This window comes from Paenibacillus sp. BIC5C1, assembly GCF_032399705.1.
GTDB lineage: Bacteria > Bacillota > Bacilli > Paenibacillales > Paenibacillaceae > Paenibacillus > Paenibacillus taichungensis_A.
The window spans coordinates 1,645,563-1,664,439 of the sequence record NZ_CP135922.1; the positions used below are offsets into that span (position 1 = coordinate 1,645,563).

Here is an 18,877-nt window from a genome sequence, read left to right on the forward strand (position 1 = left end):
ATTGAGTGCTTAAGCTTTGGCCTTCACAGCTTGCTGAATCAGCTCAATGAATGCTTCAATGCGCTGAATGCCTTGATCGCCCTGACCGTATGCACGGACAGAGGCGGATGAGGCATTTTTCTCATTTTCCCCAAGTACGAGCGAGTAAGGGACTTTTTCCATCTGAGCTTCACGGATTTTGTAGCCGAGCTTCTCACTGCGCAAGTCTGTTTCTACCCGAATACCAGCAGCCCGCAGCTGGCTCTGAACTTGAAGCGCATAATCTGCGTAATGATCTGACACTGGCAGCAGCTTCACTTGCACAGGTGCGAGCCAGAGAGGAAATGCACCTGCATAATGTTCAGTCAAGATGCCGATGAAACGATCGATTGAACCATAGATGGCACGGTGGATCACGACAGGCCGGTGTTTCAGGCTATCTTCGCCAATATAAGTGAGATCGAATTTCTCGGGCATTTGGAAATCGAGCTGAATTGTTCCACACTGCCAGCTGCGCTTCAGTGCATCGAGAATGTGGAAGTCAATTTTCGGACCGTAAAAGGCACCATCACCCTCGTTAATGCGGTATTTCACACCGCGCCGATCAAGTACATTTTGCAATGCTCTTTCTGCTTGATCCCATAGCTCTTCCGATCCCATGGAATCGTCCGGGCGAGTGGACAACTCAATGTTGTACTCGAAACCAAAGATGTCGTACATGCGACCGATCAATGAAATCGCCTGATTGATCTCTTCCTCGATCTGTTCTGGCATCACATAGAGATGGGCATCATCCTGACAGAAAGTCCGCACCCGCATCATGCCGTTCAGAGCGCCTGAGAATTCATGGCGGTGGACCTGACCGAATTCCATCATACGAATCGGCAGCTCACGATAGGAATGGAGTGTATTTTTGAAAATCAGCATGTGTCCGGGACAGTTCATTGGTTTCAGGGCAAAAGTCGCATCGTCCACTTCCGAGAAATACATATTGTCTTTGTAATGCTCCCAGTGACCCGACTGCTCCCACAGACGGTTGTTCATCATGAGGGGAGTGCGAACTTCCTGATAGCCTTCCTGTAGTTGCAATTCACGGGAGAATTGCTCCAGTTCTGTGCGGACAGTCATGCCTTTGGGCAGATAGAACGGCATACCGGGTGCTTCTTCCGAGAACATGAAAAGTTCAAGCTCCTTACCCAGTTTGCGGTGATCCCTTTTCTTCGCTTCTTCCAGCATGTGCAGATGTTCTTCCAATTGGGCTTTGCTCGGGAAAGCAGTGCCGTAAATGCGTTGCAGCATTTTATTATCCGAGTTGCCGCGCCAGTATGCACCAGCCACATTCAGCAGTTTGAATGCCTTGATCCGACCAGTGGACGGAAGATGAGGGCCGCGACAGAGATCGAAAAACTCCCCTTGGTCATAGATCGAAAGCTCAGCGTCCTCCGGTAAATCCTGAATGAGTTCAAGCTTATACGGGTCTTGAATCTCTCCGAAGATACGAAGTGCTTCTTTCCGGCTAACTACCCGGCGGCTAATCTTTTCATTTTCTTTTATGATTTTGTTCATTTCTTGCTCAATGGCAGCCAAATCACTGATCGATAGAGCATGCTCCAGATCGACATCGTAATAGAATCCATCTTCAATGACAGGTCCGATGCCCAGCTTCACTTGTTCCGCACCATAGATGCGTTTGAGAGCCTGCGCAAGTACATGAGCAGTGCTGTGTCGGTAACGATACAGACCTTCTGGGCTGTCCAAAGTAACGATGACGAGTTCGCAATCCTTCTCAAGAACCCAGTCAAGATCGACATTCTTACCATTTACAATTCCGCCGATGGCTTGTTTGCCCAGACTTGTGCTGATGGATGATGCGACCCCTCCTACAGTGATGCCTGCCTCGTAAGAACGTACAGCTCCGCCTTGTAAGCGAATTTCAATCGGATGTTGGGGCTGTTGTTGGTTATTCAATGGGTTGCTGGATTGGCTGTTATTATTCGGATTACTCATGTGAACCACTCTCCAATACTCAAATTTGAAGCGCAAAAAACACCCGTCCCGGAAAAGGGACGAGTGCGCTCAGCTCGTGGTTCCACCCTAATTTGGTTATGAATGCTCCTGAACACGACCAGCCGCCGCAAGCAAGAACATCATAACCCTCATTGGAATCCGTTATCGGGGATCAGGCGGTGAACTCTACTGACAGCTTGGTCCGAAACAGGAATAAAGCTGGGTTCGAGCTCACGGCTGCAGAGGGGTAATTCCGGTCCGTTCGCTGAAGAAGGTTTCACCAATCCCCTCTCTCTCTGGGCAGCACGCAAACGGAATCTTGTCTCTGGTCATCGCCAAATATGCAAAATCGATATCAAATGAATTGATCTGAATATCGTTGAAGTCCATATCAATATATTGGAACAGGTGTTATTGAGTGTCGATTATATAGATTGAAAATGAAAAGGTCAAGCGGAATGTTGTTTACCCATGTTCTGATTGGCCATCCCATATTAATCGAATGACAGTACCCTCACCAGAAGCTGATTGGACTTCAATACGGCCTTTCATCGCTTCAATTAAGCCTTTTGTTACCGCCATACCAAGGCCTGATCCGACATCGGACGTGCCTGTATCCGTTCCGCGGTAATATCGTTCAAACAGCCTCCAGACCAGTTCCGGATCCATGCCTTGACCGTCATCGGCAAATTGAACACTGAACTCACCTGCCTGCTTACCCGGATGCACACTAACGGTCAGAATCGACTCCGCTGGATTATGAAGAAGGGCGTTAGCGGTCAGATTATCCACAATACGTTCAAACGAAGGAATATGCACATTGCCGTATACCGGAATTTTTGCAGGTCGGAACACAATACGCCCCTCGCCATATAACGGGTTGCGTTCTGCACGCTGGACGAGATCATGCAGCAGCGTATTTACGTCAGTTTCTTCAACAGGTGGCTGGTATCCACCGCTTCGCAATCGGTACGTCATGGCAAGGTCGTTTACAAGTCGGTCCATATACATGGATTTGTCCAGCATAATGCCTGCGAATTCTCTCACTTCTTCCGCGGACCAGCTATATTTATGTGCTTCAAGCATATGGGCGTATCCCTGGATGGAGGATAGCGGAGTCTTGAGATCATGTGTTATTCCGGCAATCCATTCCTCACGCAGAGATTCGGTCTGTTTACGGAGCTCTTCGTCTTGTTTCAGTGTTGCAGATAATGCCTGCATGGAGCGAAGCACTTCGGCATATACGCGGTATTTCCGCTTCCATTTGCCATTTCGTCGCTGGCTGCGAGGAACGCCGCCGATGCCTTTGGGTTCTTCATAATGTCCCTGTTCCAGTCGTTGGAGCCATTGGAGCATATGCAGCATGGGAGAACCGAAACGATTGGCGTACCATAGCGCCAACAGAATAAGTAAAATGACAACGGAAAGGAGCAGTACGATGACCACTGGAGTCAAAATGAAGTTATAGGGATTTTCATCCCCTGTAGCAGTTGGATCGACAGGTATGCTAAGCATCCAGGTTGTGCCATTCTGTTCATCGTAAAAGGTTGCGATCGATATTCCATATCGATTGGGATAACGAATACGCAAAGCCAGTTCCTGTATATTATAACTGCTAGGGACACCCATGGCAGGTTTATTATAGGAAGCCAGCTCTTGGCCATATTCGTTCAGAATTTGCAGGTAGGCACCTTTGGAGCGTATGACATCTTCTTGTTTGGGCTGCAGCATCAGCTCTCCATTGGTATAATGACTATCCACACGGGCTTGATCGAGTAAGGAATTGGCCTGATTGCGTTCCCCGTACAGCAAGGTGAACATCTCGCCGTTTTTCTCCCGGATCAGCATGACGATCTGGTATGGAAACGGCTTTTTAGCTTCCCAGTATGCGATCAACTCTCCAGGCTTGTATTGCTTCGGAACGTCATCCGGTGTATCAAAATCATCAATGACGTAGCCTTTTTCGTCCACAACCTGAAGCCATCCCTGATTTTTCTCGACCTGCTTCAGCAGCCTGGGATCATAGCGGACCCTCCCATCGGGCATGATTTCTGCGGTATTAATCAGTTGGTCAAGACCACTGGTAGCGAAGTCATCCACCAGGCTTACTTCATTCACCTTTTGAACGACCCAATAGGTCGCTGCAGAACCCAACAGGATGATAAGAACGACTGCTCCAGCAAGCATACCGATAAAACGGGTCATTAACCTGCGACGAATACTCATGCGCGTAACACTTGGTTAGGCTGTATGAGTTTGTATCCCAGTCCCCGGACGTTGACGAGAAACACAGGGTTAGAGGAATCAGCTTCAATCCGCTCACGAATACGATGAATATGAACCATAACGGTGTTGTCATCGCTGATGGCTTCCGAACCCCATACACGCTCATACAATTCCGATTTGGTGAAAATGCGATTGGGATGCTTGCAGAAAAAGAGCAGCAGCTGGTAGACAAGAGCGGGACAGGTTACAGGCTGTCCTTCAACCTGAAGTTCACCGGCTTGTTCAAATACTTGAAAACGACCAAAATCATAAACCCCTTCCTGCACGGCAGGAGATGACGAAGTTGCGTCAGAGGAGAGTGTAGTCTCCATTGTACCTGTCACTATTTTGGTAGGTAAATAACGTTTCAGCAGCGATTTGATCCGAGCGACTACTTCCAGTGGGTTAAAGGGTTTAACGACATAATCATCGCCGCCAACGGCGAATCCGGTTAACTTGTCATAATCCGTTGTTTTGGCAGTTAGAAAAAGAATTGGTGCATCGGTCACTTGCCGCAGAAAGGGACAGATTTCCAGTCCGCTTTTGCCAGGCAGCATGATGTCCAGCACGATGCAATGATAGGTTTTATTTTCGCAGGCGGTAATCGCCTCTTCTCCGGTGGTAACGGTGTCGATGTCTACGAATTGTTCTTTGAGCAAGACGGTTTTGAGCATATGTAAAATGGCTTGTTCATCATCAACTAGCAGTATGGAGACGTGATCCATGATGTGAAATGACCTCCTAGAGCTTCCTGTTTGTTTATTGCTAATCATACCATCCGAGAGGGCTATGTAGTGTGCGAGCTATCTTAACGGAATCTTAATTATGAAGCCATAGAAGACTCCACAGTTTAACTACATGTAAGGATGGGTTAGACGAAGGATAAGATTCATTCTGTACACTTAACTGGAAAGTATAACGAACACCAGAAGGGATGTTGAGAATGAGGTGGAAAATGAACAGGCTGCATGAGAGTAGTAAAATAAAGGAGCGGCACTCGAATTACGAAGGGGATCAGCTGGAATCCGATTACGCGACACATGAGAAATTACAGAGCAAAAAGAGCTGGAAGTTGCTTACCATTGCCCTTGGAGCCTGCGTGATGTTGTCAGCCTGCGGTAACAGTAACTCGATTACATCCGAACAGGCGGAGCGGCAGTCCAAGGAACAGACGACAAATGCCAATGAAGCGAGTGAAAGTACCCATCAGGAAGAGAATTCAGGTACAGAGGTGAGTGCTATCATTACACCCGACAATTTCATCGATACGTTAATGAACGGTTCCAAGGAGGCAATTTACAGTCAGATGAGTCCCGAGTTGAAGGAAGCGCTAACGCTTGAACAGTTTAAAACGTCTGCGGATCAATTCCTTGAGGGAGTAACTTCCTTTGATCTGGTTGTAGATGCCAAAGTGAACCATTTAACTGAGTTCGCCTGGAAGGATCAAACAGGGACCAAAGGGATTCAAGCCTATTTTACCGGAGCCAATCAGATTGAAGGTCTGTTGATCCAACCACTGGAACCCCATGAAGATACGGATCAAAAGTTCACCAATACCGAATTTCAATTCCCTATGAAGGGTGAATGGTATGTGTTCTGGGGAGGCAATGATGTGATGTCGAACTATCATTATGAACATGAAACACAGCGCTATGCGCTAGATATCATTCGGACCAAAGAAGCTTTCAGTTACAACGGAGATCCGAAGGTGAACGAAAACTACTACGCTTTTGGTGAGCCGCTCTATGCAGCTGCGGACGGAACCGTAGTCGATATCAAGAATGATATTCGAGACAACACACCAGGGGTTATGAATCCGGAAGAACCTGCGGGTAACAATGTGGTCATTGACCATGGAAACGGAGAATACAGCATCACCGCGCACATCAAGGAAGGCAGTGTAGCGGTCAAAAAAGGAGATAAAGTCAAGCAGGGAGACCTTATTGGAGAGCTGGGTAACTCAGGGAATTCCAGTGAAGCCCATCTGCATTTTCAGGTATCGGATGGCCCGGATCTATTCACTTCCCGTTCTGTTAACATTCGTTGGGCAGATCAGAGCCAGCAGATGACTCGGGGTAATACAATTCAAGGATTGCCTGAGTAAGTGTGGAGTTGACCCGAATGTTGGGGGATGACGTCGACTTCCTTCCTCCGTTATAATACCGTCATACGATAGAATTGATCTGGATGATGGAGGAGTAGACATGAAGTTGGATAGTGTACAGATTGATTATGCGCGTCGTGAGGACTTGCCAAGAATTGTGGAGATCTATAATTCAACGATTGAAAGTCGAATGGTGACGGCAGATTTGGAGCCGGTGACTGTCGAGCAGCGTATTCCGTGGTTTGAGGAGCATTCATCCGATCATCGCCCGCTCTGGGTGATGAGATATGAGGGACAGGTTGTAGCCTGGGCCAGCCTGAGTTCGTTTTATGGACGGCCTGCGTACAATGGGACGGTGGAAGTCAGTGTGTATGTGGATCAGCAGTGCCGGGGAATTGGAGCTGGCGGACGTTTGCTGAATACCATTTTTGAAGCTTGTCCTAAGCTTGGAATCAAGACGATTCTGGGCTTTGTTTTTGGACATAATGAACCGAGTCTGGGATTATTGCGCAAGCATGGTTTTGAACAGTGGGGCTATTATCCTGAAGTGGCTGTGCTGGATGGTGTCAACCGGGATTTGGCGATTTTGGGCAAAAAAATATAGTGTGTTTCAAAATGAATGAAAACCTCCAGATCCACAATGCGTGGATTGGAGGTTATTTTTGCTTACATAGAGTAAATATGGATGACTTAGGCGTGCGACACGCCAAGCCTTTGTTTAATATCCTTAATCTGTGCCAGATGACGTTCTTCATGATAGCTTGCAAAGTCGACCCATTGGGCTAAATCCATCTCACCGAAAACCGGGTGAAGAAAGGACTTGCTTCGCAGCAGTTCAGCCTCATGATCTTGTGCAACGAGCATCAACGCCTGATGTGAGTCTTCCAGGTCGTGGGTAACATTAGCGAGCGTTTCTGGTTCCGCAGGAGGTTGGAGATGAGGCGGGGCGCTAACAGAGTGGCTGCGATCCAGTGTAAGCTCATATGGTTTTTTGTCCACAGCAACGGTCTGTTCCTTCTCTAGCGCGGCGCGGGCTTGCTTCGCAATGATGCTTTCCATCAAATTCAGGTGACGGAGAACTTGCATAATACTCCAGTGGTCAGGTGTGGGTTTGAGGTTCAATTGTTCTTCATTGAGTCCAGAGACGGCATTCCAGATTTGGCTACGAATGTCGTCATTACGAGTGAACATCGTGCGATCCTCTCCTTTATACGAGTTCTATGATGTCAGCTTGTGTAAGTGCAGTGCCTGAAATGTGGATGCTTGATATACATCATAGAGGATCTGAAAGGTGAATGCGAAGGAGTGTTCGAATCGCTTTGTTATTTGAAGTTATATATATGAGGATGAGGCTTTTTTTCTGAAAGGGTCATATCAAATCATGCCATCGCCAAAAAAAGAATTGACGCTAAGTGGTGCTGGACTCTATAATCGATAACAAGTAACTTGACATGTAAGGAGTCCTGACATGATATGTTAGTAATTGACGAGGTGTATCACCATACAGCATTGCAAATATCATCGTCCGATTTATTGTACCTTATCCAACAGCTCAAGGTCAAAAAAGAAAATGAGATCGAAACGCTTAAACATAAAATCGAACAATTCGAACAAAAAAAACGTGCGGAAGAAGTGGCTTATCAATCCTTGTCGACTGTACGCAAATGGTTCGCAGGTCGTCCTGCATCCCATCACCAGGCGGTGGAATATATGGTCCAGGTGAAGGAACGTTTTCGCAAAATGGAACAAATCCGGCGGCGGATACGAGAACTGGACCGCATCACTGAACGAATCAAGCATCCGGACAGCATCGAACGGGACGAAATCGAGCTTACGCCCGAAACGATCCGGGAGATTAGACAGCTTAGGGAAACGGAGGATGTATAAGCATGACTTTGGAGACGTTAAGCTCCGGGATTGATACGGTCTGGGTCGTACTGAGTGCAGCCATGATTTTATTGATGGAAGGCGGATTCGCCCTGCTGGAGGCTGGCTTCGTACGTTATAAAAATAGTGTGAATATTATTATGAAGGTTTTCGCTGACATTACCATTGGAACGTTGCTTTTCTATGCCATCGGATTTGGCTTGATGTATGGATCTGATGCTGGAGGTTTTGTAGGCATAACCGGATTTTTCCTCAATGGAGACTTGTCTCACCTGGACGTACCTGTATCATTGGAAACATTCTGGCTGTTCCAGGCCGCGTTCACGATTGCTGTCATTTCCATCGTATCGGGTGCTGTGGCTGAGCGGATTAACTTTCGTGCATATCTGCTGTACATCATATTGATGACGGCCATTATTTATCCGATTGGTGGACACTGGGCATGGGGCGGCGGTTGGCTCAGCAAACTGGGGATGCAGGATTTCGCCGGCTCCGCAGTCATTCATGCGTTGGGCGGGTTCTCTGCACTGGCCGCAGCGATTATTATTGGGCCGCGTAAAGGCAAATACACGCCGCTTGGTGTGAGTGCCATTGCGCTACCAAGTAATCTGCCACTGGCATCTGTAGGTGCCTTTCTGCTGTGGTTCGGCTGGTTTGGCTTCAATGCAGGAAGTACGCTCAGTGCGACTGATGTAAGGATCGGTCACATTGCCATCGTAACGATGTTATCTGCTGCTTCGGGTGGTGCGGTTACACTGCTCTACACCTTGTTCCGGTTCAATCGTTCAGACGCACCCTCGGTCATTAATGGCTCGCTTGCCGGTCTGGTCGGTATTACGGCGGGGTGTGCCTTTGTCGGTGATGTGGCTGCGATATTCATCGGGGCGGTATCCGGATTGCTCATGATGGCTGCAACGAATTGGCTGGACCGCAGGCAGATTGATGACCCGGTAGGAGCGTTCCCTGTTCATGCTGTATCCGGGATGTGGGGAACGATTGCCGTGGGTTTGTTTGCAACCGATGGTGGCTTGTTCATGGGAGGTGGCTGGAGGCTGCTGGGTGTTCAAGCGCTCGGCCTCACGGCTTTGGTCGTCTGGGGATTTGTCATGACCTGGATTGGTCTGAAACTGATTGGCAAGATCGTTCCTGTCCGTTCCACGGAAGAAGAGGAAGAGTTGGGTCTGGATATCAGTTATCATGGTGTGATGGCTGCACACCAGTCGCATGAATTTCTGGATGGCGAGGAGCATATTCGTGCTTTTCAGGATGATTCACCGAATCGGGATCGTTAAGAATGAACCGAATGGATAATAAGGAAGGAGACTGACAACGGATGTCAGTCTCTTTTTTCGCTAGAAGCAGGGAAAGAAGCGTCAGCAGAAGAATATACAGGTGTGAACCTGAATATGTCTCACCATAGATGTATTGTCCAAAGGGGAGGATCTGTATGATTAAACCTGAACAATGTGAACGTCTGACCAGAAAAGCCCGGAAAACTCTTGAGGAATATGGATTGGGTAATGCTGCCGATCTGCTGTTATCTTCAAGCCGTTGGGGAATTCGCCTTGATGTATCGACAATCGATGAGTATCGCAGAACAGGAAATTCACGTGTAGGAGGAAATCCCGATCTGCCGGGTAACATGAAATGGCCTTTGACACAGGACGGGGTGCCGATGACGTTCCTGGCCCAGTTGAATCTCGTGGATTTGACGCCATATACGCCAAATGATGGGCGCGGGAGTTTGCCTGAACGAGGCATGTTATACTTTTTTATTGGTGTGGATGAACCTGCCTATCATATTGAGCATCGTGTGATTTACGAGCCGGACGCTCATAACCTGACAAGGCGAGAGCCTAATGGCGAAACCGCGCTGGGTGAGGACGATTTTGTAGCACATTCGGTAACCGTGCTGCCTAATCTTGAGTTTCCTACATATGCCTACATTGATTCTCTGGCTCTGAATGCAATCGCCGCCCCGCTGTCCGGTGGAACGATAGCCGTCGAAGGGGAGGAAGGTCTGTATGACCGATACCTGGAATTTGAGTCCAGCTGGAATCATCCAAGCACCCAGAACTGGGGTGGCATGTTTGGATATCCTGACGGTCAGCATCCCGATGCAGAGCATCAGGCGCTGTTACAGATCGTGCTTGATGAAGAGTATGCTTATGACGAGCAGGCGTGTGAGCAGAAACTGACTGCTCATTATGGCGGAGATGAGAAACGCACACAACAAGAGCTTGCAGATACCTTGCTTCTATTAAAAATTGATACGCATGACGCCATCGGTTTTCAATGGTGGGATTGTGGGGAGCTGCAATTTTTCATTCGCAAGGCTGACTTGCTCGCGGGACGATTCGATCAAACGTATTGTTCGTTATATTCAAGTTAAGTTCGTGTTTGTTATCATCGGAGCAACAAAATGTCCCAAATTCCGTCTATATGAGGGAGGAGGGGCTTTTTTTGTTCGTCATTGTTGGTTTTTGAGCACAGCTGGTTTATATATTAAGGGGAATTCATGATTGATTAGCGATCATATGTTCTGTATAATGGGATAAAAAGGGAGTGTTTCAGTTGATTCAGTCTGCATTTAAACATATTGATGTGGCAGTGACATCATTAATCAATTTATGTGACCAACTGTCGGAGCAGGACTTGGCTTTGACTCCGATTGAAGGCAAACGGCCGGTTGGAGAATTGCTTTCTCATCTATCCGTCATTTGTCGTGCAGATGTACATATTTCGGAGGGCGCTTCCGAAGAAGAAATGGCTTTGTTTTACGAGGAGAATCAGCCGAATACACTGAGCGAGATCAGGGAAGCACTGATTGAGAATCAGATGTACCTCTATCAACGATACAGACAGTACAATACGGAGGAATTATTACAGGTGACTGACTCCTATTGGGGCGCTTCGTACAGTCGTCTGGAGTGGCTGCTTGAGATCATGGGACATGTGTATCACCATAGGGGTCAACTGCATACGATGCTGACACTGACTGGTATAGAGCCCAAAGTAGCGTTGTTTGAATAGATAGAGCCAGGTTCATAATGCGCGGTTCTGCCTGAATATAGAGCAGATTTAATAGAATACATAGAGCATGTTATCCGCAACAAAGCAACGGTTCAGCAAGGAGTAGATCGACAATACTATACGTTAAAATAGGGATTACCGGATCAGGTACAATTAAAGAAAAACAACGCCTCAAAATGCCACATAGTCAATAGAAACTAAAACAGTAAGTTCGGATAATCTTCTATATAGGGACGTGTAAAATGAGTTTAAAAGAAAAGTTGATATTAATAAAAGAGAGAGACTACCAAGCGCCTCCCGATACATTCAAGTTGATACAAGAAATGATGGTTAACATTGGTTCTTTGGATGCCGAACTACGTGATGACCTAATTTATACAACCTTATCAAATTGGATTCCTGCTAATACTTTAACAGTAAACGAACTAGAACAACTTCTACCTGTTGTTTTGGATAATAAGCATTTGCTTTTTAGGCTTGGTGAAACCAATACAGATTCTGTCTTTACTCGATCGTTCTCTATGCTGGTTATCCCGCTCCTCCTCATGAGGCATAGGGAATCACCATTTCTCTCAAGAGAGCATATTCATCAGATAAAAGAGAACGTGTTTTACAATGTACATAAAGAGCGAGATTACCGCGGGTATGACGAAGAAAAAGGCTGGGCACATGCCATAGCTCATGCAGCAGATGCTTTAGACGAACTGGCCCAATGTTCCGAGCTGGATAAAACTGATCTCTTAACCATTCTCGATTTGGTTTACGAAAAGATGACCATACCCGATCGAGTTTACTCCGATGGGGAAGATGAAAGAATGGTAAAATCCATAATTAGTGTTTTAAATAGAAAAATACTTAGTCAGACTTATGTAGAGCAATGGATTCAACGTTTTGGTGATGTGGAGAAAAATCCAGAATTTCTTCCTGCCTTTAGGCAAAAAAATAATATAAAAAACTTTTTGAAAAGTTTATACTTTCGAATTAGCTTTCACAAAGTGGATGCTGATCTCTGCCCAACAATCGAGCATACTTTATATAAAATAGAAAAAGTATATTATTCCTGAAAATCAACGTTTTTGTTTCTTTCAGAGAGCGATGATTTTCGCGAATTCATTTCCTAGTGATATACTTTGATCAAGCAATGATTTATGGAATGGAAAGGAATAATGCCGTGGCACAGCCAGCAACCATTCTGCTTGTGGATGATGAGCAGGATATTATTAAACTAATGGAAATTTATTTTGGTAATGAAGGATACCGGGTTCTGACAGCCAGTGATGGAGTCGAGGCGCTTGAGCAATTGAAGAAAGAGGCAATTGATCTGATTATTCTGGATGTCATGATGCCGAATATGGACGGAATTGAAGCATGTATGAAAATTCGGGAAGAGCAGAAAATGCCGATCATTATGCTGTCAGCCAAAAGCATGGATATGGATAAAATTACAGGGCTGAGCATCGGCGCTGATGATTATGTGACCAAGCCTTTTAACCCGCTTGAACTTGTGGCACGGGCAAAGTCACAGCTTCGCAGGTACCATACCTTCAATGAGGGTCGGGAAAACAAGGAGCATGAGTGGGTGATTGACGATCTGGTCATCAACACCGATACGCATGAAGTTTGGGTGGATGAGCAGCTAGTTCGTTTGACTCCCCGTGAATTTGCTGTTCTGGAGCTGCTGGCGCGCCATCAAGGTTCTGTACTTAGTATGGAGCAGATTTACAGACAGGTCTGGAAAGAAGAGTTTATGGAGTCCAACAACACAGTCATGGTGCATATCCGCAAGATTCGTGAGAAAATCGAACTCGACAGCAAACATCCCAAATTCATACAGACGGTATGGGGTGTTGGTTATAAGATGATCAAACCACAATAAGCACGTACATCTATTATGTTAATTGGATACAGAGCGTGAGCAAGGAGTTCCGAGATGAATTCAAAATTAATTAACACAGTCCGGTGGAAATTTATCTACGCATTTCTGCTGAGTGGCATTTTGACGGCGGCTATTTTGTATGGTGGCAGCAAAGTTGTACACTCCATTCTAGCGGCTCAGACTTATCCTAATTATTCGATCCCTGCAAGGGGCATCAGGTGGCTGGTGAACAATATTGGGTCGGTGCCATTAATGATTATGGTTGGCATACTTGGTTTTGTGCTCTTCTTTTTCCTATTCACGCGTAGGGTGATGCTGGTTTTGGACGAGATTACAGCAGGAATTCAGGAAGTTGCCAAAGGAGAGCTGTCTCATCGGATCGAGGTGAAGACATCGGATGAATTTGGCGTTGTGGCTGCCAGTATTAATCAGATGGCCGAACAATTACAGCTGTCATTGCAGGAGGAGCGTAGTGCGGTTGCTGCGAAAAATGACTTAATTACAGGTATTTCTCATGATTTGAGGACTCCACTGACCTCTATTCTCGGATTTTTGGAATACATAGAGAAGGATCGCTATCAGGATGAAATTGAGATGCGCTATTACGTGAGTATTGCGTACGAGAAATCCTTAACATTAAGGAAGCTGATTGACGATTTGTTCGAATATACCCGTGTAAGTGGTGGTAGCTTACCCTTGTCATTGACTTCTTTGAACTTGAATCCGTTTCTGATGCAGCTTGCTGAAGAGTTCTCTCCGATGCTGGAAGAAGCGGGCATGACATACAAGATCATTGGTGGACAAGAACCTTTATGGATTCAGGCTGCTCCTGGAGAGCTTGTCCGTGCGTATGAGAACCTGTTCACTAACGCGATCCGTTATGGAGCACAGGGTAAAGTGATGGAGATCGCGTTGTCTCTTGAAGGTAAAGAAGCCGTGGTGCGGATCAGCAATTATGGTGAACCGATTCCGGCGCAGGATTTGCCGCATTTATTCGATCGATTCTACCGGGTAGACAAGTCCCGCTCTCGTGATACGGGCGGCACCGGGCTGGGGCTGGCTATTGCCAAATCCATGATTGAATTACATCACGGGAGTATCGCTGCATATAGTGAACAGGGCCGAACCGATTTTGTTACGCGTTTTCCTGTGACTGCTGCTCCGATAAACAGAGATGCAGAGGAACGGTAACCGGGCAGAATTCTCTTCTAATTGTTAGAGAGCTTGCTTGATTCAACATAGCTATTTAAATTGAACTAAACATTTACACGATAACGGAGAGAGGACAGAAATAACCTGAAGAAGCATAGCTAAAAGCTTTCTGAAAGAAAGCTGCATCGAAAGCATATGCTTCGCCTTTATCCCCGGAGTTTCCCCTTTAAATAAGGAAATTAAAAAAATCTGGGGATAACAGCGATCGGAAGGTTGTTCTGTCATCAGAGTGGAAAGTGTAAATATTCTTTAGTTCAATTTATATAATTGCTTAATTAAGAAAATGATAAGAAGTTTCCCACTTCTTCATTAAGAAATATTCGGTATTCTTAACCTCAATCGGACGCATGAACTGCAAAATTGAGGAGGATGCCGAATATGAGATTATTATTACGTACAGTCAGACTAAGATACATATATATCAGCGGAGCCAGCGCCTTACTTAGCGCAGCGCTCCTATTTGTCGTTTATCATATGTTACGTTATGCTCACCATCATATCCTGTCTGAGACAACTGATTTAACTCGAGTTATGTACTGGGTGATAAACCACATCGGTACAACGCCATTGTTTATATTTATGGGATGTAGTCTGTTTGCGCTATTTTTTTGGATTCGATCCCAGAAGATTGCAGATGACCTCAAGGTAATTGTTCGTGGAACTCATGAACTGGCAAATGGCCGAATTCCAGCACAGATTGAAGTGCTGAACGGTGGAGAGCTGCGGCAGATTGCCGCCGATTTGAATGACGTTGCGTTACATATACAAGCGGAGCGCTTAACTAGTTCTGATCAGGAATGGACAGATCGAGAGCTGAGGGACGAAGAATGGTTCAGTTCTGGTATGTATGGCGATGAAAGTAGCCGGCAACAAATAACACAACAAATGGTGTTAGATAGTGAGAGAAGCCATCAGCAACCTATTCAAGAAAAGTTGGTTGGATCACAATCTGGTCGTATAAGTACCGATCTATCGATTAAACTCACTCTTTACGGTGTTCGTTCTTCACTGGATACGATCATGGAAGGACGCTGTCGGGATGAAGCGGAGATTCAGCACTGGGTCAGGCTGGCGCATGAACAGATGTTAAGGCTGGAACTTGCCCTGGATTCTATGGAAATGAAGCCACAGGAACATTCAGGTTCCAATCCACATGTATTTAGGGAGCCTGAATGTTGAGGTCCAGCATAAGGCGCGGAATTTATCATATATTTGATGCCTCGGTAGTAATCGTTATTTTGCTAGCTGTCGGCTATATCTATCTAGTTACTTACGGCGAAGGTGTACTTCGCAATCATCCTGAGGCCATTTTGGTGGCCTCTTCCACCGTCATTACCAATGCGGATGGAACAGAAATTTCAAGATTAAAAGTACAAACCAAGGGATATGCGGAGCATTTTGATTTGAAGGATATGCCCGATCTGTTAAAGCAGGCATTTCTGGCTACAGAAGATCGACGTTTCTATAACCACGATGGACTGGATTTTATCGGGATTGGCAGGGCTGTTGTGCAGGATGTTTTACATATGAACCTGAGTCAGGGAGGCAGCTCGATTACACAGCAAGTGGCCAGAAATCTGTATTTGAACGGAGATAAAACGCTGGTTCGCAAGGTGAATGAAATGTCGATTGCCATGGCGATGGAAAAGAGATTTAGCAAGGATGAGCTATTGGAGCTGTATTTGAATCACATTTATATGGGGAGCCAGCAATATGGGGTTAAAGCAGCGGCATGGCGCTACTTCGGGATTAAGGATCTACAACAGCTGGAGCTATGGCAAATGGCTACGCTCGCCGGAATCCCGAAGGGACCTTCTATATACAATCCGGTGGATAGGGAAGACCTGTCCAAAGAGAGGCGTTCTGTAGTTCTTGGACTCATGCATGAGCAAGGAATCATTACCAAGAAACAGATGGATGAGGCGCGAAGTGTCGACTATACACCGCCAAATTCAGCCTCTGCATCGACTCCAGGCTCAACAGCCCCTGCATACGTGTCTGCCTTGGATGCGGTAATCGAGGAGGCTTCCCGTCTCACCGGCAAGAGTGGAGCAGAGATTCAATCCGCAGGCTGGACCATTCGAACGGGATTGGATGATCAGGCGCAGCTGGCGGTGGAGCAAACATTCAGTGAATCTTCCCGGTTCACTGATGATCGTGAGGATGAGCAAGTGCAAGCGAGTATGGTCATACTGGACCAGCATAACGGTGAAGTCAAAGCGATGATGGGCGGGAGAGACCCTGTAAAAGGAGGCATTAACCGGGCAACCACGGATGCAAGGCAACCCGGTTCTGCATTTAAGCCCATTATTGCATATGGACCTGCATTGGAATCTGGTCGGTTTAAGCCAAAGAGTGTACTGCCTGATCAACGCATGAAATATGGGAGCTATCAACCAAGTAACCTGGGCGGGCGTTACAGAGGTACAGTTACCATGTCGCAAGCCATTGAAAATTCCATCAATGCTCCGGCCGTATGGCTGCTGCACGAGACGGGGCTGGGACGCGCACATCAATTTGCAGATCGATTGGGCATTGAAATGGGCAAGGAGGATCTTCATCTTTCGATTGCCTTAGGTGGTTTGCATAAAGGGGTATCCCCACTAAAAATGGCCCAGGCATATTCCGTGTTTGCCAATAACGGCAAGTTTAATACGGCACATCTAATTCGTGAAATTACGGATTCACGCGGCCGGAAAATCTATGCTTTTAAGCCAGAGAACAAGCAGGTCATCTCCACCAGCACGGCAACGGTCATGACCGGCATGCTTCAAAATGTAGTCAGTCAAGGAACAGGTAGCAGGGCACAGCTGAGTCAGCATAAGGTAGCGGGAAAGACGGGAACAACGCAGGCTGCATTACCTGGTGTAAGCAAGGAGGCGAACAGGGATCTGTGGTTTGTAGGGTATACCAGCAAGTGGACGGCTGCAGTCTGGATGGGATTTGATCGTACGGATGCAGAGCATTATATGAGATCCGGAAGTGGTGTGGCGGCGGATTTATTTGCGTCGGTTATGAAGCGTGCTTTGCCATAAAAGAGAATGGTTTAACGTACACCAATGGGCAAGGATGTTCCAACAGACATGGGGAGCTCTGTTTTATGGATTGCCTACAGTTATCAAACAAATGGATACTACGATGAAAACAAAACGCTGCATATTAGATGATAATGGATCAACATTGGCTGGAAATATGAAAGACCCGTGAAGGACAGCGTTTACCCTGTCTCCAACGCCGGGTCTTTATCGTTTTAGTTTAGTGAAAATATATTCATCTTCTGTATTAGGATTTTGCTCGCAATGATTCGGGTATACGACGAATCATCTGATTCAACACCTCGGACAATACAAGTCCGATCGCGATGGCACCGGATAACATAAGCGCTTTGGCAGCCATCTCCATGGCAGCACCGTAGTCATTTTGCACAAAATTACGCATCGCATTATAGGCCAGTCCACCGGGAACGAGCGGAATGATACCTGCTACGCTGAAGATAATGACGGGCGCGCGAAACATGCGGGAGAACAGCTGGCTGATGACACCTACCGCAATGGTCGCTGCCAGAGTAGCAGGAACTGCATCTGCAGCATATTCGAGCACAATATAGATGATCCAGCCGATCATGCCGACAAATCCACCGTGAAGCAGCATGCGCCGAGGAGCGTTGAAAATAATGCCGAATGCGGCCGAGGCGACAAAGCTGGTCAGGGCTTGTTCAATAAAATGAAGCATAACCTGCAACTCCTCCGTCTTACGTAAAAAGTGAAAAAACAACAGCAATGCCGGTGCCAATCGCAAAAGCCGTCAGAAACGCCTCGGCTCCCTTGGATAACCCGGACACGAGATGCCCGGCCATCAGGTCACGCACAGCATTGGTAATCAGCAGTCCCGGTACCAGGGGCATGACTGAGCCAATAATGATTTTGTCCCGTTCATGACCCGCGCCCATATAGACAAGCAAAAAGGCGAGCAGACCGATGACAAATGAAGCGGTCAGTTCGGCAAAAAACTTCACCAGTACTAATCGATGGAAGGCAATGACTGCTGCATAGCCAATACCACCGCAGAGAACCGCAGGGAGAAAGCCGACCCAGCCTCCACCAAACATAATGGTAAAGCACCCACTGGATAACGCCGCCGCCGTAAGCCTCACAACCGCAGAATAGGAGGAGGGCTGTCCCTCAATTTGTTGTAGCAATGCATAGGCGTCTTCCACGGACAATTCACCTTGTCCAATACGCCGGGAAACGGCATTCACTTCAGATATCTTGTGCAAATCCGTGGTTCGTTCAGAGATCCGTATCAGCTTGGCAGGCTCGGTTGCATCAACCGAAAAGAAGATACCTGTGGGCACAACATAACTGTGCGAATGGGGAAGGCCCAGCGCGGCAGCCATGCGTTTCATCGTATCTTCCACACGATAGGTCTCACCGCCGCTTTGAAGCATGATTTTGCCTGCCAATAGACAGATTGCAATCACGCGGGATTGTTCAGTATGATTTGTCCCAACCAGC

General features: G+C 46.7%; 17 protein-coding genes. 11 read left to right on the top strand and 6 right to left on the bottom strand.

Going from position 1 to position 18,877, the window contains the following annotated elements:
• Positions 1-9: 9 nt before the first annotated feature.
• The 3 genes from thrS to RS891_RS07430 form a co-directional block, all read right to left on the bottom strand.
• Complete coding sequence (gene thrS, locus RS891_RS07420; RefSeq protein WP_315794926.1) at positions 10-1,986, bottom strand: threonine--tRNA ligase; 1,977 nt, start codon at positions 1,984-1,986, stop codon at positions 10-12.
• A gap of 465 nt (positions 1,987-2,451) precedes the next feature.
• Positions 2,452-4,212, bottom strand: coding sequence for a sensor histidine kinase (locus tag RS891_RS07425; protein ID WP_315794928.1), 1,761 nt, complete (start codon positions 4,210-4,212; stop codon positions 2,452-2,454).
• Positions 4,209-4,976 (bottom strand): response regulator transcription factor, encoded by a 768-nt coding sequence (locus RS891_RS07430; protein WP_315794929.1) that lies wholly within the window; start codon positions 4,974-4,976, stop codon positions 4,209-4,211. Before RS891_RS07430 ends, RS891_RS07425 begins: the two co-directional genes overlap by 4 nt.
• A gap of 230 nt (positions 4,977-5,206) precedes the next feature.
• On the opposite strand from RS891_RS07430, the gene RS891_RS07435 reads away from it, so the two are divergent.
• Together RS891_RS07435 and RS891_RS07440 are read left to right on the top strand one after the other, a co-directional pair.
• Positions 5,207-6,355 (top strand): M23 family metallopeptidase, encoded by a 1,149-nt coding sequence (locus RS891_RS07435; RefSeq protein ID WP_315794930.1) that lies wholly within the window; start codon positions 5,207-5,209, stop codon positions 6,353-6,355.
• Positions 6,356-6,455: 100 nt separating this feature from the next.
• Positions 6,456-6,959, top strand: a complete 504-nt coding sequence (locus RS891_RS07440) for a GNAT family N-acetyltransferase (RefSeq protein WP_113051391.1) — start codon at positions 6,456-6,458, stop codon at positions 6,957-6,959.
• 86 nt (positions 6,960-7,045) lie between these two features.
• On the opposite strand, the gene RS891_RS07445 is transcribed toward RS891_RS07440, so the two are convergent.
• Entirely contained in the window at positions 7,046-7,546 is a 501-nt protein-coding gene (locus RS891_RS07445; protein ID WP_315794931.1) for a DinB family protein, read from the bottom strand.
• A gap of 282 nt (positions 7,547-7,828) precedes the next feature.
• On the opposite strand from RS891_RS07445, the gene RS891_RS07450 reads away from it, so the two are divergent.
• From RS891_RS07450 to RS891_RS07490, 9 genes are all read left to right on the top strand, one after another.
• Positions 7,829-8,242, top strand: coding sequence for a hypothetical protein (locus tag RS891_RS07450; RefSeq protein WP_113051393.1), 414 nt, complete (start codon positions 7,829-7,831; stop codon positions 8,240-8,242).
• A gap of 2 nt (positions 8,243-8,244) precedes the next feature.
• Complete coding sequence (locus RS891_RS07455) at positions 8,245-9,534, top strand: ammonium transporter (protein WP_113051394.1); 1,290 nt, start codon at positions 8,245-8,247, stop codon at positions 9,532-9,534.
• 155 nt (positions 9,535-9,689) lie between these two features.
• Positions 9,690-10,634, top strand: a complete 945-nt coding sequence (locus RS891_RS07460) for a DUF1963 domain-containing protein (protein WP_181586428.1) — start codon at positions 9,690-9,692, stop codon at positions 10,632-10,634.
• A gap of 173 nt (positions 10,635-10,807) precedes the next feature.
• Positions 10,808-11,275 carry a DinB family protein gene (locus tag RS891_RS07465; protein WP_258530408.1) on the top strand — a complete coding sequence of 156 codons (468 nt, stop codon included), beginning with the start codon at positions 10,808-10,810 and terminating at the stop codon, positions 11,273-11,275.
• Positions 11,276-11,517: 242 nt separating this feature from the next.
• Positions 11,518-12,339, top strand: coding sequence for a DUF2785 domain-containing protein (locus tag RS891_RS07470; RefSeq protein ID WP_315794932.1), 822 nt, complete (start codon positions 11,518-11,520; stop codon positions 12,337-12,339).
• Between the two features lie 89 nt (positions 12,340-12,428).
• Entirely contained in the window at positions 12,429-13,151 is a 723-nt protein-coding gene (locus RS891_RS07475) for a response regulator transcription factor (protein WP_258530409.1), read from the top strand.
• 54 nt (positions 13,152-13,205) lie between these two features.
• Positions 13,206-14,342: a sensor histidine kinase gene (locus RS891_RS07480; RefSeq protein WP_113051398.1), complete on the top strand. Its 1,137-nt coding sequence runs from the start codon at positions 13,206-13,208 to the stop codon at positions 14,340-14,342.
• A 399-nt stretch (positions 14,343-14,741) separates the two neighbouring features.
• A complete protein-coding gene (locus RS891_RS07485; RefSeq protein WP_315794933.1) occupies positions 14,742-15,542 on the top strand; it encodes a hypothetical protein in 801 nt (266 codons plus the stop codon).
• Complete coding sequence (locus RS891_RS07490) at positions 15,536-17,398, top strand: transglycosylase domain-containing protein (protein WP_315794934.1); 1,863 nt, start codon at positions 15,536-15,538, stop codon at positions 17,396-17,398. The genes RS891_RS07485 and RS891_RS07490 overlap by 7 nt, the downstream gene beginning before the upstream one ends.
• A gap of 247 nt (positions 17,399-17,645) precedes the next feature.
• On the opposite strand, the gene RS891_RS07495 is transcribed toward RS891_RS07490, so the two are convergent.
• Positions 17,646-18,095, bottom strand: coding sequence for a threonine/serine exporter family protein (locus RS891_RS07495; protein ID WP_063564353.1), 450 nt, complete (start codon positions 18,093-18,095; stop codon positions 17,646-17,648).
• A gap of 19 nt (positions 18,096-18,114) precedes the next feature.
• Positions 18,115-18,810, bottom strand: coding sequence for a threonine/serine exporter family protein (locus RS891_RS07500; protein ID WP_315796219.1), 696 nt, complete (start codon positions 18,808-18,810; stop codon positions 18,115-18,117).
• Positions 18,811-18,877 lie beyond the last annotated feature (67 nt).